The sequence below is a fragment of the Streptomyces sp. NPDC048461 genome, assembly GCF_055587105.1.
Map to the genome: position 1 here is coordinate 523,184 of NZ_JBVJGW010000001.1, position 14,011 is coordinate 537,194.

14 protein-coding genes, 5 tRNA genes and 1 pseudogene are annotated in these 14,011 nt (G+C 70.3%); 16 read left to right on the forward strand and 4 right to left on the reverse strand.

The window, feature by feature from the left end:
• Positions 1-562 precede the first annotated feature (562 nt).
• The 9 genes from ACZ6S8_RS02275 (at position 563) to ACZ6S8_RS02315 (ending at position 4,539) form a co-directional block, all read left to right on the forward strand.
• Positions 563-748 carry a hypothetical protein gene (locus ACZ6S8_RS02275; RefSeq protein WP_469451621.1) on the forward strand — a complete coding sequence of 62 codons (186 nt, stop codon included), beginning with the start codon at positions 563-565 and terminating at the stop codon, positions 746-748.
• A 97-nt stretch (positions 749-845) separates the two neighbouring features.
• Positions 846-1,652 (forward strand): fumarylacetoacetate hydrolase family protein, encoded by an 807-nt coding sequence (locus tag ACZ6S8_RS02280; RefSeq protein ID WP_383921114.1) that lies wholly within the window; start codon positions 846-848, stop codon positions 1,650-1,652.
• Positions 1,645-3,120: a glutamate--tRNA ligase gene (gene gltX, locus ACZ6S8_RS02285; RefSeq protein WP_469451623.1), complete on the forward strand. Its 1,476-nt coding sequence runs from the start codon at positions 1,645-1,647 to the stop codon at positions 3,118-3,120. Before ACZ6S8_RS02280 ends, gltX begins: the two co-directional genes overlap by 8 nt.
• A 106-nt stretch (positions 3,121-3,226) precedes the next feature.
• Positions 3,227-3,955, forward strand: a complete 729-nt coding sequence (locus tag ACZ6S8_RS02290; RefSeq protein WP_469451625.1) for an HAD family hydrolase — start codon at positions 3,227-3,229, stop codon at positions 3,953-3,955.
• Positions 3,956-4,041: 86 nt separating this feature from the next.
• Positions 4,042-4,113: transfer RNA gene (locus tag ACZ6S8_RS02295), tRNA-Gln, on the forward strand.
• Between the two features lie 28 nt (positions 4,114-4,141).
• A tRNA-Glu gene (locus tag ACZ6S8_RS02300) sits at positions 4,142-4,214 on the forward strand.
• Positions 4,215-4,275: 61 nt separating this feature from the next.
• A tRNA-Glu gene (locus ACZ6S8_RS02305) sits at positions 4,276-4,348 on the forward strand.
• A 21-nt stretch (positions 4,349-4,369) separates the two neighbouring features.
• Positions 4,370-4,441: transfer RNA gene (locus ACZ6S8_RS02310), tRNA-Gln, on the forward strand.
• 25 nt (positions 4,442-4,466) lie between these two features.
• A tRNA-Glu gene (locus ACZ6S8_RS02315) sits at positions 4,467-4,539 on the forward strand.
• 166 nt (positions 4,540-4,705) lie between these two features.
• Here the strand turns inward: ACZ6S8_RS02315 and ndgR are convergent.
• Positions 4,706-5,422 carry an IclR family transcriptional regulator NdgR gene (ndgR, locus tag ACZ6S8_RS02320; protein ID WP_150517662.1) on the reverse strand — a complete coding sequence of 239 codons (717 nt, stop codon included), beginning with the start codon at positions 5,420-5,422 and terminating at the stop codon, positions 4,706-4,708.
• 183 nt (positions 5,423-5,605) lie between these two features.
• Between ndgR and leuC the strand changes: the two genes are divergently transcribed.
• The 4 genes from leuC to ACZ6S8_RS02340 all read left to right on the forward strand — a co-directional run bounded on the left by leuC (position 5,606) and on the right by ACZ6S8_RS02340 (position 8,832).
• Positions 5,606-7,033: a 3-isopropylmalate dehydratase large subunit gene (gene leuC / locus ACZ6S8_RS02325; protein WP_469451626.1), complete on the forward strand. Its 1,428-nt coding sequence runs from the start codon at positions 5,606-5,608 to the stop codon at positions 7,031-7,033.
• A 5-nt stretch (positions 7,034-7,038) separates the two neighbouring features.
• Entirely contained in the window at positions 7,039-7,632 is a 594-nt protein-coding gene (gene leuD / locus ACZ6S8_RS02330; protein ID WP_383921126.1) for a 3-isopropylmalate dehydratase small subunit, read from the forward strand.
• Positions 7,633-7,769: 137 nt separating this feature from the next.
• A complete protein-coding gene (locus tag ACZ6S8_RS02335) occupies positions 7,770-7,997 on the forward strand; it encodes an SCO5555 family protein (RefSeq protein WP_351269946.1) in 228 nt (75 codons plus the stop codon).
• 145 nt (positions 7,998-8,142) lie between these two features.
• The gene (locus tag ACZ6S8_RS02340; protein WP_469451628.1) at positions 8,143-8,832 is read left to right on the forward strand and encodes an HU family DNA-binding protein; all 690 of its coding nucleotides are present in this window, start codon (positions 8,143-8,145) and stop codon (positions 8,830-8,832) included.
• A 347-nt stretch (positions 8,833-9,179) separates the two neighbouring features.
• On the opposite strand, the pseudogene cofC reads toward ACZ6S8_RS02340, so the two are convergent.
• A pseudogene (cofC, locus tag ACZ6S8_RS02345) lies at positions 9,180-9,755 on the reverse strand (2-phospho-L-lactate guanylyltransferase); the annotation flags it as partial.
• 268 nt (positions 9,756-10,023) lie between these two features.
• On the opposite strand from cofC, the gene ACZ6S8_RS02350 reads away from it, so the two are divergent.
• Genes ACZ6S8_RS02350 through ACZ6S8_RS02360 form a run of 3 tightly spaced genes read left to right on the forward strand, consistent with a single transcriptional unit; the run spans position 10,024 to position 12,980 of the window.
• A complete protein-coding gene (locus tag ACZ6S8_RS02350; RefSeq protein ID WP_469451629.1) occupies positions 10,024-10,776 on the forward strand; it encodes a lysophospholipid acyltransferase family protein in 753 nt (250 codons plus the stop codon).
• Positions 10,773-11,783: an NAD(P)H-dependent glycerol-3-phosphate dehydrogenase gene (locus ACZ6S8_RS02355; RefSeq protein WP_469451631.1), complete on the forward strand. Its 1,011-nt coding sequence runs from the start codon at positions 10,773-10,775 to the stop codon at positions 11,781-11,783. Before ACZ6S8_RS02350 ends, ACZ6S8_RS02355 begins: the two co-directional genes overlap by 4 nt.
• Positions 11,784-11,822: 39 nt before the next feature.
• Complete coding sequence (locus ACZ6S8_RS02360) at positions 11,823-12,980, forward strand: D-alanine--D-alanine ligase family protein (protein WP_469451633.1); 1,158 nt, start codon at positions 11,823-11,825, stop codon at positions 12,978-12,980.
• Between the two features lie 279 nt (positions 12,981-13,259).
• On the opposite strand, the gene ACZ6S8_RS02365 is transcribed toward ACZ6S8_RS02360, so the two are convergent.
• Together ACZ6S8_RS02365 and ACZ6S8_RS02370 are read right to left on the reverse strand one after the other, a co-directional pair.
• The gene (locus ACZ6S8_RS02365) at positions 13,260-13,754 is read right to left on the reverse strand and encodes a DUF3515 family protein (protein WP_469451635.1); all 495 of its coding nucleotides are present in this window, start codon (positions 13,752-13,754) and stop codon (positions 13,260-13,262) included.
• Positions 13,755-13,777: 23 nt separating this feature from the next.
• Complete coding sequence (locus ACZ6S8_RS02370) at positions 13,778-14,011, reverse strand: Lrp/AsnC family transcriptional regulator (RefSeq protein WP_030011290.1); 234 nt, start codon at positions 14,009-14,011, stop codon at positions 13,778-13,780.

The window sequence follows — 14,011 nt, forward strand, 5'->3', positions numbered from 1 at the left end:
GCAACCTCTGGACCAGGCGTCCTACCGGGTGACCGGTGGGACGGTGTCGAGTCGTGGGGCACAAACGGCCCCATGTGTGGTCGTCGGTGACCGGCGCGCTTCCCTCTCCTTGCCACCGCGCTCGGCGCTGGGTCGCGCCACCTGCGCGCCGACTGTTTCCCGCGGCGGTCCCGCGAATTCCAGCACAGTGGAGGATCTCCAACAAGGTGCGCGTGTCGGCCCGGAGCGTCGGTGACGGCACGTGACAGGCGGGCTACGCCATGTGGGGCTTCTTTCGGGAGGAACCGGACTTACGCCAACCAAACACCAAGGCTGGCAAGGTGTCCCAGTCGCGATGATCAGGAGCGGAATGGCGCATTCAGTGGCGCAATGTCCGCTTTGTTAGCTGGATTTGACTGCCCGTTATGCCTGCTATGTCGTGTCACGGGTGAGCAAACTCACACAGCCGTGGCCATTACTTCCCGGTTCCGCGGGGGATTCAGATGTTTAGCCTTGCCCCTTAAAGGGTTGGCACACACGCAACCGTCCCTCCACGAGACCGAACCGAGGACCACGAATCCCGATGAAGACGACGACGATGTTCCGCAACATTGCCAACCCCCGCCGCACCACCCTCGCGCACCTGAAGGACGCAGAGGAGCTGCAGGCGGCCCCGGCCGTCCCGGAGCACGCCGTCGAGCTGCCGGCGCAGACCGCGAACCCGCGCCGCACCATCCTCATGGACGCACCGGTCGCCGTCGCGCAGTAGGCGCGGCGCAAACGAACGCGAACCGCCCCCGTCCGCCGCGTTAGCCTGGAGCCCGCAGACTCCAGCCAGCGGACATACAGAGGGGCAGACGCAACACGTGCGCATCGCCAGGTTCTCCATCGACGGCAATGTCGCGTTCGGCGCGGTCGAGGGCAGCACTGCCCCCGGCGCCGAGGGTGAGCTCGTCCTCGACATCATCAAGGGGATTCCGTTCGCGGACTTCGAGCTCTCCGGGGTGAAGGTCCCGCTCGGCAAGGTCCGGCTGCTGCCGCCCGTGCTCCCGAACAAGGTCGTGGCCGTGGGCCGCAACTACGCGGAGCACGCGGCGGAGCTCGGCCACTCGGTCGTCGACGACCAGGGCCGCCTCGAACCGCCGATCACCTTCTTCAAGCCCTCCACCTCGGTGGTGGGCTCGGGCGACCCGATCACGTACCCCTCCTTCTCGCAGGACCTCCACCACGAGGCGGAGCTCGCCGTGGTCATCGGCCGGATGTGCCGCGAGGTCCCGAAGGAGCGCGTCAAGGACGTGATCCTCGGCTACACCTGCGCCAACGACGTCACCGCGCGCGACGTCCAGCAGCGCGAGAAGCAGTGGGCCCGGGCCAAGGGCTTCGACAGCTCCTGCCCCCTCGGCCCCTGGATCGAGACCGACCTCGACCCGGCCGACCTGACCATCCAGTGCACCGTGAACGGCGAACAGCGCCAGCTCGGCCGCACCAGCGACATGGTCCGGTCCATCGAGGACCTGGTCGTCCACATCTCCGAGGCCATGACGCTGCTCCCCGGCGACGTCATCCTCACGGGGACCCCGGCCGGAGTCGGCCCCCTGAACGTCGGCGACGAGGTCGCCGTCACCATCGAAGGCATCGGCACTCTCACCAACAAGGTGATCAAGCGTGGCTAACGCGAACTTCCGCGTACGTTTCTGTCCCTCCCCGACCGGCAACCCCCACGTGGGCCTGGTCCGGACCGCCCTCTTCAACTGGGCGTTCGCCCGGCACCACGGCGGCACGTTCGTCTTCCGCATCGAGGACACCGACGCGGCGCGCGACTCCGAGGAGTCGTACGACCAGCTGCTCGACTCGCTGCGCTGGCTCGGCTTCACCTGGGACGAGGGCCCCGAGGTGGGCGGCCCGCACGCCCCGTACCGCCAGTCCCAGCGCATGGACATCTACGCGGACGTGGCGAAGAAGCTCCAGGACGGCGGCCACGCCTACCGCTGCTACTGCACCACCGAGGAGCTCGACCAGCGCCGCGACGCCGCCCGCGCGGCCGGCCGCCCCTCCGGCTACGACGGCCACTGCCGCGACCTGAGCGCCGGGCAGCGGGACGCGTACGAGGCCGAGGGCCGCACCTCGATCGTCCGCTTCCGGATGCCGGACGAGACGATCACCTTCACCGACCTGGTCCGCGGCGAGCTCTCCTTCACCCCGGAGAACGTGCCCGACTTCGGCATCGTCCGGGCCAACGGCGCCCCGCTGTACACGCTGGTCAACCCGGTCGACGACGCGCTGATGGAGATCACGCACGTCCTGCGCGGCGAGGACCTGCTGTCCTCCACCCCCCGCCAGATCGCCCTGTACAAGGCGCTGATCGAGCTCGGCATCGCCAAGGGCGTCCCGGACTTCGGCCACCTGCCGTACGTCATGGGCGAGGGCAACAAGAAGCTGTCCAAGCGCGACCCGGAGTCCTCGCTCAACCTGTACCGCGAGCGCGGCTTCCTCCCCGAGGGCCTGCTGAACTACCTCTCGCTCCTCGGCTGGTCCTTCTCCAAGGACCAGGACATCTTCTCGATCGAGGAGATGGTGGCGAAGTTCGACATCCCGGACGTCAACGCCAACCCGGCGCGGTTCGACCTGAAGAAGGCCGAGGCCATCAACGCCGACCACATCCGCCTGCTGGACCCGAAGGCCTTCGCGGACGCCTGCGGCCCGTGGCTGCGGGCCCCGCACGCGAACTGGGCCCCGGAGGACTTCGACGCCGAGGCCTGGGCGGCCATCGCGCCGTACGCCCAGACCCGCGTGACCGTCCTGTCGGACATCACCGCGAACGTCGACTTCCTGTTCCTGAAGCAGCCGGTCGAGGACCAGGCGTCCTGGGACAAGGCGATGAAGGGCGAGCCCGCGGCCCTGCTGACGACGGCGCGCGAGAACCTCGCCGCCGCCGACTGGAACGACCCGGAGTCCCTCAAGCAGGCCGTCCTGACCGCCGGCGAGGCCCACGGCCTCAAGCTCGGCAAGGCCCAGGCGCCGGTCCGCGTGGCCGTCACCGGCCGCACGGTCGGCCTGCCGCTCTTCGAGTCCCTGCAGATCCTGGGCCGGGAGCGCTCGCTGTCCCGCATCGACGCCGCCCTGGCGAAGCTCGCCGGCTGACCGCCGCGCCGCTGACACGAGGCCCGGCCCCGGAAGCACGCTTCCGGGGCCGGGCCTCTTCGCCGTATCCGGGGTGCGGCGGCCGGCCTCCTCGCATACTTGGCCCATGGTGATCAGAGCCGTGCTGTGGGACATCGACGACACCCTGTTCGACTACACCGGGGCCGACCGGGCCGGGCTCGCGCGCCAGCTCGCCGACGAGGGCCTGGAGGGCCGGTACGGGTCCCCGGCGCAGGCGCTGGCGCTGTGGCGGGAGATCACCGAACGGCACTGGGCCCGCTTCGCCGCGGGGGAGGTGGACTTCCGCGAACAGCGCCGCGACCGCGTCCGCGACTTCCTTGACGCCCCGGCCATGACCGGCGCCGAGACGGACTCCTGGTTCGACCGGTACGTCACGCACTACAAGGCCGCCTGGGTCGTCTTCCCCGACGTGGTGCCCGTACTGGACTCCCTCGCCGCCGGCTACCGGCACGGGGTGCTCAGCAACTCCTCCGTCGCCAACCAGGACCCCAAGCTGCGCCACCTCGGGCTGCGCGACCGCTTCGAGGTGCTGGTCTGCGCCGCCGAGCTCGGGGTGAGCAAGCCCGAGGCCGCCGCGTTCCTCGCCGCGTGCGAGGCGCTCGGGCTCCGGCCCGGCGAGGTGGCGTACGTGGGGGACCAGCCGGAGATCGACGCCCGCGGGGCCCGTGACGCCGGCCTGCTGGCGGTCTGGCTGGACCGCGACGGCGGCCGGGGACCGGGGCCCGGGGGGATCCACCGCATCGAGGGTCTTGACCGGCTACCGGAGCTGCTGGCAGGGGATACCCGTTTTGGAGCACGGTCAGGCATCCGGTAATGTTCTTTCTGCGCCGCCGGAGCGGGCCGAAAGGCCGGACGGAGGCGCCACCCAAAGAAAAACCCCGACAAGGGGTTGACTTATGGTGGGGTATAGTGTAATTGGCAACACGAGGGTTTCTGGTTCCCTTATTCTAGGTTCGAGTCCTGGTACCCCAGCGCAGTGCAAGTAGTGACGCAGTGCTTTGCCCCCGTTGTGTAGCGGCCTAGCACGCCGCCCTCTCAAGGCGGTAGCGCCGGTTCGAATCCGGTCGGGGGTACAGATCCTTCCCGCGAGATCTCCAGGGTCGCACCCGGACGTCTTGATGCAGGATCGCTAGGGCCCCCGTTGTGTAGCGGCCTAGCACGCCGCCCTCTCAAGGCGGTAGCGCCGGTTCGAATCCGGTCGGGGGTACTGGTCTGGTCTAGACCATTTTGGGCTATAGTGTAATTGGCAACACGAGGGTTTCTGGTTCCCTTATTCTAGGTTCGAGTCCTGGTAGCCCAGCGCAGTACAAGGCAAGAAGCAGCTAGCCCCCGTTGTGTAGCGGCCTAGCACGCCGCCCTCTCAAGGCGGTAGCGCCGGTTCGAATCCGGTCGGGGGTACGCATCGAAGAGGCCCTCCGCGATCATCGCGGAGGGCCTCTTCGCCGTTTCCGGACGCGGTCGGCGCGACGGCAAGTACGGGCCCGGAGGCGCGTGTTCGGACGTGTGCGGCGTCGTACGCGCCCCCGGACCCGGGGGAGTGGTGGGGGAAGGGAAACGTAAAGGGTCAGCCGGTGCGGCGCAGGGCCTCCGTGAGGCGCGCCGCGGCGTCGATGACCGCCTGGGCGTGCATCCGGCCCGGGTGGCGGGTCAGGCGCTCGATCGGCCCGGAGACCGACACCGAGGCCACCACGCGGTTCGAGGGGCCGCGCACCGGCGCCGACACGGAGGCCACGCCGGGCTCCCGCTCGCCGATCGACTGGGCCCAGCCCCGGCGGCGTACGCCCGAGAGCGCCGTCGCCGTGAAGCGTGCGCCCTGCAGGCCGCGGTGGAGCCGCTCGGGCTCCTCCCAGGCCATCAGGATCTGCGCGGCCGAGCCCGCCTTCATCGGGAGGGTGGAGCCCACGGGGACGGTGTCCCGCAGGCCCGACAGCCGCTCGGCGGCCGCCACGCAGATGCGCATGTCCCCTTGGCGGCGGTAGAGCTGCGCGCTCTCCCCCGTCACGTCCCGGAGATGGGTGAGTACCGGTCCCGCCGTGGCCAGCAGGCGGTCCTCGCCGGCCGCGGCGGCAAGTTCTGCCAGTCGCGGACCGAGGATGAAACGTCCCTGCATGTCCCTCGCCACCATCCGGTGGTGTTCCAAAGCCACGGCAAGGCGATGCGCCGTGGGTCGTGCGAGCCCTGTCGCCGCGACCAGCCCGGCGAGGGTGGCCGGACCGGACTCCAGTGCGCTCAGTACCAGAGCTGCCTTGTCGAGAACGCCGACGCCGCTAGAGTTGTCCATGAAACGATATTCGCGTCTCACACTGTGAAACGCAAGTTCAATTTTTCCAAGAACCAGCGAGTCTGTATGTGCGGGTCCACGAACCACTGGGTCCGAGCCGTCGTCCGGTGCGTGGGGTACGGGCGATCAGGCGCAACAGTCTCTATGAAGCGCCGGCCGGACCGGCCGGCCGGAGGGAAAGCGATGGGTAGGACACTCGCGGAGAAGGTCTGGGACGACCATGTCGTCCGGCGCGCCGAGGGCGAGCCCGACCTCCTCTTCATCGATCTGCACCTGCTGCACGAGGTCACCAGCCCGCAGGCCTTCGAGGGTCTGCGCCAGGCCGGCCGGCCCGTCCGGCGGCTCGACCTCACCATCGCGACCGAGGACCACAACACCCCCACCATCGACATCGACAAGCCGATCGCGGACCCGGTCTCCCGCGCCCAGCTGGAGACGCTGCGCAAGAACTGCGCCGAGTTCGGCGTGCGCCTGCACTCGCTGGGCGACGTCGAGCAGGGCGTCGTCCACGTGGTGGGACCGCAGCTGGGCCTGACCCAGCCCGGCACCACCGTGGTCTGCGGCGACTCCCACACCTCCACGCACGGCGCCTTCGGCGCGCTGGCCTTCGGCATCGGCACCAGCCAGGTCGAGCACGTGCTGGCCACCCAGACGCTCCCGCTGGCCCGCCCCAAGACGATGGCCATCACCGTCACCGGCGCGCTGGCCGACGGCGTCACCGCGAAGGACCTGATCCTGGCGATCATCGCCCGGATCGGCACCGGCGGCGGCCAGGGCTACATCCTGGAGTACCGCGGCGAGGCCGTCGAGCAGCTCTCGATGGAAGCCCGCATGACCATCTGCAACATGTCGATCGAGGCCGGCGCCCGCGCGGGCATGATCGCCCCCGACGAGACCACGTTCGAGTACCTCCGCGGGCGCGACCACGCCCCCGCCGAGGGCGAGGAGTGGGACGCGGCGGTCGCGTACTGGAAGACGCTGCGCACCGACGACGACGCGGTCTTCGACGCCGAGGTCGTCATCGACGGCACGACGCTGGCCCCGTTCGTCACCTGGGGGACCAACCCGGGCCAGGGCGCCCCGCTGTCGGGACACGTCCCCGACCCTGCTTCGTACGAGGACGCTTCGGAGCGCCACGCCGCCGAAAAGGCCCTGGAGTACATGGGGTTGACCGCCGGGCAGCCGCTGCGGGACATCACGGTGGACACCGTCTTCGTAGGTTCCTGCACCAATGGCCGCATCGAGGACCTGCGCGCCGTGGCCGGGATCATCGAGGGCCGCAAAGTGGCCGACGGCGTACGGATGCTGGTCGTCCCCGGGTCGGTCCGGGTCGCGCTGCAGGCCGTGGAAGAGGGCCTGGACAAGGTCTTCAAGGAGGCCGGGGCCGAATGGCGGCACGCGGGCTGTTCGATGTGCCTGGGCATGAACCCCGACCAACTGGCGCCGGGCGAGCGCTCCGCGTCCACCTCCAACCGCAACTTCGAGGGCCGGCAGGGCAAGGGCGGGCGGACCCACCTGGTCTCCCCGCAGGTGGCCGCCGCCACCGCGGTACTGGGCCATCTGGCCTCGCCCGCCGACCTGTCCGACGCCCACGCGACCGCCGGAGTCTGAACACCATGGAAGCCTTCACCACCCACACCGGCCGGGCCGTCCCGCTGCGCCGCAGCAACGTCGACACCGACCAGATCATCCCCGCCCACTGGCTGAAGAAGATCACCCGCGACGGGTTCGAGGACGGGCTCTTCGAGGCCTGGCGCAAGGACCCGGAGTTCGTCACCAACCGTCCGGAGCGCGCGGGCGCCACGGTGCTGGTCGCCGGCCCCGACTTCGGCACCGGCTCCTCGCGCGAGCACGCCGTCTGGGCCCTGCAGAACTTCGGCTTCAAGACGGTCATCTCCTCCCGCTTCGCCGACATCTTCCGCGGCAACTCGCTGAAGAACGGTCTGCTGACCGTCGTGCTCCCGCAGGAGACGGTCGAGCGGCTCTGGAAGCTGACCGAGGCCGACCCGCTGGCCGAGATCACCGTCGACCTCGTCGACCGCCAGGTGCGGGCGGAGGGCGTCGTGGCCGAGTTCGAGCTCGACGACAACGCCCGCTGGAGGCTGCTGGAGGGGCTGGACGACATCTCGCTCACCCTTCAGAACGAAGCGGACATCGCCACGTACGAAAGCACCCGGCCCGCCTTCAAGCCCCGCACGATTCGGCTCTGATTCCGGCCTGATCAGCGCTTATTCGCCATTTGGCGACCACATCGACAACACTGTGCCCCCCACCGTCCGGTGGGGGGCACAGCTGTGTGTTGAGGCCCCGTGAGGCGACAACTCGCCCCAGATGGCACAATCTGTGCATGGAACGCGACAGTCAACTTGAGCTCTACGAACTCGTCGCGGACCGGCTGAAAGAAGCACACACAAGGGTGCGCTCACTGCAAGTCCCGGAGGGCGTAAGGATGGCGCTGTCCCGGAAGCTGTTGGTCGCCACGGCTTCGGCGAAGCACGATCTCGCCGATGCGGCAAGGCGCCTGGACAGGTTGATGAAGGACCTCGACGAGGGTCGATTCCCTGAAGGCGACTGATGCGAAGGAACTCCGTAACGGCCTACAGCGTTGCGGCACTAGGGTGATTAGCCCGTTTCGTGTTTGATTTGCGGTATATATCCGCCTAACGTGCGAAATAAGCTTGAACACATTCGTTCTGGCGAAGTCTCCGAAGGGGAAGACGTTGAACAAGGCGCAGCTCGTAGAAGCGATTGCCGACAAGCTGGGCGGCCGTCAGCAGGCCGCGGACGCTGTCGACGCGGTACTGGACGCGATCGTCCGCGCTACCGTCGCGGGCGACCGGGTCTCGGTCACGGGCTTCGGCTCGTTCGAGAAGGTCGACCGCCCGGCCCGTTACGCCCGCAACCCGCAGACCGGAGAGCGCGTCCGGGTCAAGAAGACCTCGGTGCCCCGCTTCCGTGCGGGCCAGGGCTTCAAGGACCTGGTCAGCGGCACCAAGAAGCTGCCCAAGGGCGGCGAGGTGTCCGTGAAGAAGGCGCCCAAGGGCAGCCTGACCGGCGCCGCCTCCGCGACGGTCAAGAAGGCCGCCGCGAAGAGGGCCACCACCGCCAAGAAGGCGACGGCGAAGACCGCGGTCGCAAAGAAGACCACGCCCGCCGCCAAGAAGGCCGCCACCGCGACCGCCAAGAAGGCGGCGGTGAAGAGCACGGCCACCGCGAAGAAGGCGACGGCCACGGCGAAGAAGGCCACGGCCACCGCCAAGAAGGCCACCCCGGCGGCGAAGAAGACCACCGCCACCGCGAAGAAGACCGCTCCGGCCGCCAAGAAGGCCACCGCAGCGACGAAGGCGCCCGCCAAGAAGACGGCGACGCGCAAGGCCACCGCGAAGAAGACCACCGCCCGCAAGAAGTAGGGGCACGAGTCACACACGCCGGGCCGGCTTCCCCCTCGGGGGAAGCCGGCCCGCGGTGCTGTCCGGACGCCGGTGCGCAGGAGCGCCCGTGCCGATTCGACCGTGCGGAACGCGCAGGTCGGAAGCCCGGAAGCCCCGGGAACTCAGAAGGTCTGCAGCGTGACCAGGGTGATCCGCAGGCCCGTGCCCTCGCCGTCCGTCTCGATCCGGACCCGCTGCCCGGGCCGCAGCAGCCGCAGGCCGCCCGCGTCGAACGCCGGGGAGTCGAAGGGCACCGGGGTGCCGTCGTCCAGCAGCACGCTGCCGCTGCGGGTCTGGGAGTCGTACGTGTACGCGGTCGCCTGCATACCGGCACTGTATCGGGCGGTGTGCCGCCCGACCCCGAGCACGAGGGCCGCCCGCAGATCCGCCGCGGTGTCCACGTCCCGGCGCACGCTGTCGACGCCCGCCAGCGTGATTTCCACGGCCCCCGAGTCCGAATGGCGGGCCCTGGACAGACCGCCGAACGAGGGTGCCAATTCCACGTACGGCGCAGCGGAAAGCAAGGTCGTCCCGATTCCGGCGGCATCCGCCAGAAATGCCCGGGGAAATGCCGAAGCGTTATCGAGCACGCGTAGCAATTCGCACGGCCGAAGGGCGGGGAGATCGGCGTTCATCGCGGCCACCGCAGCCCCCGGCCGGGCCGCCCGGGCGGCCCGCGCCCCGTGGGCCAGCGCCGCGTTGAGTCCGGCGGCGGGCGCGTCCGGAACGATCCGGGCCCCCAGCCGCGACAGTTCCCCGCCGGCCGTGCGGTCGTCCGTGACGACCACCACATCCGCCACCGCGGCGCAGGCCAGCGCTCCGGCCACGGTGTCCTGGGCGAAGGCCAGGGCCAGCCCCGGACGGGAGGCGCCGACGGCCGCCGCGAGACGGCTCTTCGCCATCCCCAGGGGCTTCAGCGGGACCACCAGACTCCAGACGGCGTTCGTGGCCGATCCCTTCCCTCCGGTGCGCTCCGGCACGGGCCTATGCCATGGTCAGGTCATGGCCGGGTCACGTCTCGGCCCATTGTCGCCCTCCCCGGGCGACCCGGGGGACCGCTGGTGCGACCGGGGCGTACGGTGTTCTCGACAGAGACCGGGCCCGGGACGACACTTGTCCGGCCGACGAGGTGGCCCGAGCCGCGCACCGGTCCTAGAGGAAGGTGTCCGAGTGTCCCGCCGCAGAATCGGCTTCTGGTACCGCCTGGCGGCGGTCATCGCGAAACCGCCGCTGGTAGTGCTCTTCAAGCGGGACTGGCGGGGAATGGAGCACATTCCGGCCGAGGGCGGATTTATCACCGCCGTCAATCACAACTCGTATCTGGACCCGCTCTCCTACGCGCACTTCCAGTACAACACCGGGCGCGTGCCCCGATTGCTCGCGAAGGCCGCCCTCTTCAAGGTCCCTATTGTCGGCGCGATCCTGCGCGGTTCCGGGCAGATCCCGGTCTACCGGGAGAGCACCAACGCCCTGGTCGCATTCCGGGCTGCGGTGGACGCGATCGAGCGCGGCGAATGCGTGGCCTTTTACCCGGAGGGCACCCTCACCCGCGACCCGGACATGTGGCCGATGGCCGGCAAGACCGGCGCCGCGCGCGTGGCGCTGATCACCCGGGCCCCCGTCATCCCGGTGGCCCAGTGGGGCGCGAACCTCGCGGTGCCGCCGTACGCGAAGCGGGACCGGGTCCGCCTCTTCCCGCGCAAGACCCTCCAGGTGCTCGCGGGGCCCCCCGTGGACCTCTCCGCGTTCTACGACAGGGAGCCGACCCCGGAGGTCCTCAAGGAGGCCACCGAGGTCGTCATGGCCGCCATCACGGCCCTTCTGGAGGAGGTGCGGGGCGAGCGCGCTCCCGCGCAGCCGTACGACCACCGCAAGGCCAGGGCACAGCAGCGGCGCAAGGCCGCAGGGGAGGGCAAGAAGTGACACGTCCCGTGAAGGCAGCCGTCTACGGAACGGGCTCCTGGGGCACGGCCTTCGGCATGGTTCTCGCCGACGCCGGCTGCGAGGTGACCCTGTGGGGCCGCCGCCGGGAACTGGTCGACGCCGTCAACGGCGGCCGGACCAACCCGGACTACCTGCCGGACGTCGTGCTCCCGGAGAACCTCCGGGCCACCACCGACCCGGCCGAGGCCGCGGCGGACGCCGACTTCACCGTGCTCGCCGTCCCCTCCCAGACCCTGCGCGGCAACCTCGCCTCCTGGGCCCCGCTGCTGGCCCCCGACACCGTGCTCGTCTCCCTGATGAAGGGCGTCGAACTCGGCACCGCCAAGCGGATGAGCGAGGTCATCGAGGAGGTGGCGAAGGTCCCCGCCGACCGGATCGCCGTCGTCACCGGTCCCAACCTGGCCCGCGAGATCGCCGCCCGGCAGCCCGCCGCCTCCGTCGTCGCCTGCGTCGACGAGGCCGTGGCCCAGCGCCTCCAGGCCGCCTGCCACACCCCGTACTTCCGGCCGTACACCAGCACCGACGTCGTCGGCTGCGAACTCGGCGGCGCCGTCAAGAACGTCATCGGCCTCGCCGTCGGCATCGCGGACGGCATGGGCCTCGGCGACAACACCAAGGGCTCCCTCATCACCCGCGGACTCGCCGAGGCGACCCGGCTCGGCGTGGCCATGGGCGCGGACCCGCTCACCTTCTCCGGCCTCGCAGGCCTCGGCGACCTCGTCGCCACCTGCTCCTCGCCGCTCTCCCGGAACCACACCTTCGGCACCAACCTCGGCCGCGGGATGACGCTGGAGGAGACCATCGCGGTCACCCGGCAGACCGCCGAGGGAGTCAAGTCCTGCCAGTCGGTGGCCGATCTGGCCCGGCGCCACGGGGTCGACATGCCGATCACGGACACCGTCGTCGATATCGTCCACCACGGCAAGCCGACCCTGGTCGCGCTCAAGGAACTGATGGGGCGCAGCGCCAAACCGGAACGGCGCTGACTCCTTTCCGGCCGTTCGAGCGGGTACCCTCGTGGCGATATGAGCAGCGAGAACCTCCCCCAGACCCCTGAGCAGCAGGGCCGCAAGCCCCGCGTGGCCGTCGTGTTCGGCGGCCGCAGCTCGGAACACGCCATCTCGGTCGTCACGGCGGGCGCGGTCCTGCGCTCCATCGACCGGTCCAAGTACGAGGTGCTGCCCATCGGCATCACCACGGACGGCCGGTGGGCGCTGACCGCCGACGAGCCCGAGCGGATGGCCATCGCCGACCGCCGGCTCCCGAACGTCGCCGAACTGGCCGACTCCGAGGACGGCGCCGTCGTGCTGTCGGTCGACCCGGCCAACCGCGAGGTCGTCTACACCGAGCCGGGCGCCGTCCCCAAGGCACTGGGCGAGGTCGACGTCGTCTTCCCCGTACTGCACGGCCCGTACGGCGAGGACGGCACCCTCCAGGGCCTGCTGGAGCTCTCCGGGATCCCGTACGTCGGCTCCGGCGTCCTCGCCTCGGCCGTCGGCCAGGACAAGGACTACATGAAGCGGGTGTTCACGTCCTTCGGGCTGAACGTCGGCCCGTACGTGACCATCCGCCCCCGCGAGTGGGAAGCCGACCGGGACGCGGCGCGCGCCAAGGTCCTGGACTTCGCCGGCGAGCACGGCTGGCCGCTGTTCGTGAAGCCCGCCCGGGCCGGCTCCTCCATCGGCATCACCAAGGTCGACGACGCCGCAGACCTGGACGCCGCGATCCGGGAGGCCCGCCGCCACGACCCGAAGGTCATCGTGGAGGCGCTGCTGCGCGGCCGCGAGATCGAGTGCGGCGTCCTGGAGTTCGAGGACGGGCCGCGCGCGAGCGCGCCCGCCGAGATCCCGCCGGTCTCCAGCCACGACTTCTACGACTTCGAGGCGAAGTACATCGACTCCGCCTCCGGGATCGTGCCCGCCCCGCTGACCCCGGAGCAGACCGCCGAGGTGCAGCGGCTCGCGATCGAGGCCTTCGAGGCGGCGTCGTGCGAGGGCCTCGTGCGCGCCGACTTCTTCCTCACCGAGGACGGCGAGTTCGTCATCAACGAGATCAACACGATGCCGGGCTTCACACCGATCTCCATGTACCCGCGGATGTGGCAGGAGTCGGGCATCGAGTACCAGGAGCTGGTGGACCGCCTCATCCAGGCGGCCCTGCGCCGCTCCACCGGCCTGCGCTAGGCCGTCTCTTTCGGATCTTGCCGGGCCCGCGGCGTCTGGCACCGCGCCCGGCCGCACTGCCAGGGCAACCGAGTACGTCCAGTACACGGGCGCCCCGACAGCACGACCAGGCACGGCGCCAGACGCCGCGGGCTCGGCCGACAAGATCCGAAAGAGACGGCCTGGGCCGGCTCCCACCCACAGCAGACCGCCCGCCGGACCCGCCCTGAAGGGCGCGGGCCGGCGGGCGGCGCCGTGCCGGGCGGGACGCCGGGCGGCCCCTTCGCCGCTCCGGGCCGTTCAGTAGGAGGAGATGCCCTCGGGCACGGTCCTGGCGATGACGTCGGACAGGCCGACCAGCATCCCGGCGTCCTCGGCGTGCTCCCGGTCGACCCGCACCTGCGTGTACGCGAGCCGGCCCCCGGTGGTGAACCGGAAGCCGCCGCCGTCGGGGAGCTTCTCCAGCAGCCAGGCCACGTCGTTCACGTGGACGCCCTCCTGTGCCGGATCGGCCATCTCGGGGGGCTTGGGGATCCCGCACCGCAGTACGATCGCCGAGCCGCCCCACGAGGCCGTCAGATCCGATGCCGGTTCGGTGGTGGTCCGCGCCAGGCCGGCCACCGTTTCGGGGAGTTCCTCGTGCAGCGCTGCACAGAACCCCGCGACATCGGCGGGCGGCGTGGCGGGCGGATCCACCCGGGCCCGGGAACCGCCCGGTGAACACGCCGCGAGGGCCAGTACGGACAGCGCGGCGGGCAGGGCCAGGACACGGCGGGGCCGGTGGTGGAGGGACATCACCGGCCAAGAGTAGACGGGGGCTACAGATGGACCACCGGGCAGGTCAAGGTGCGGGTGATCCCCTCCACCTGCTGGACCTTGGCGACGACCATGCGGCCGAGGTCGTCCACGGTGTCGGCCTGGGCGCGCACGATCACGTCGTACGGACCCGTCACGTCCTCGGCCTGGATCACCCCCGGGATCTGGCCGATGGACTCGGCGACGAACGACGCCTTGCCCACTTCGGTCTGGATGAGGATGTACGCCTGTACCAC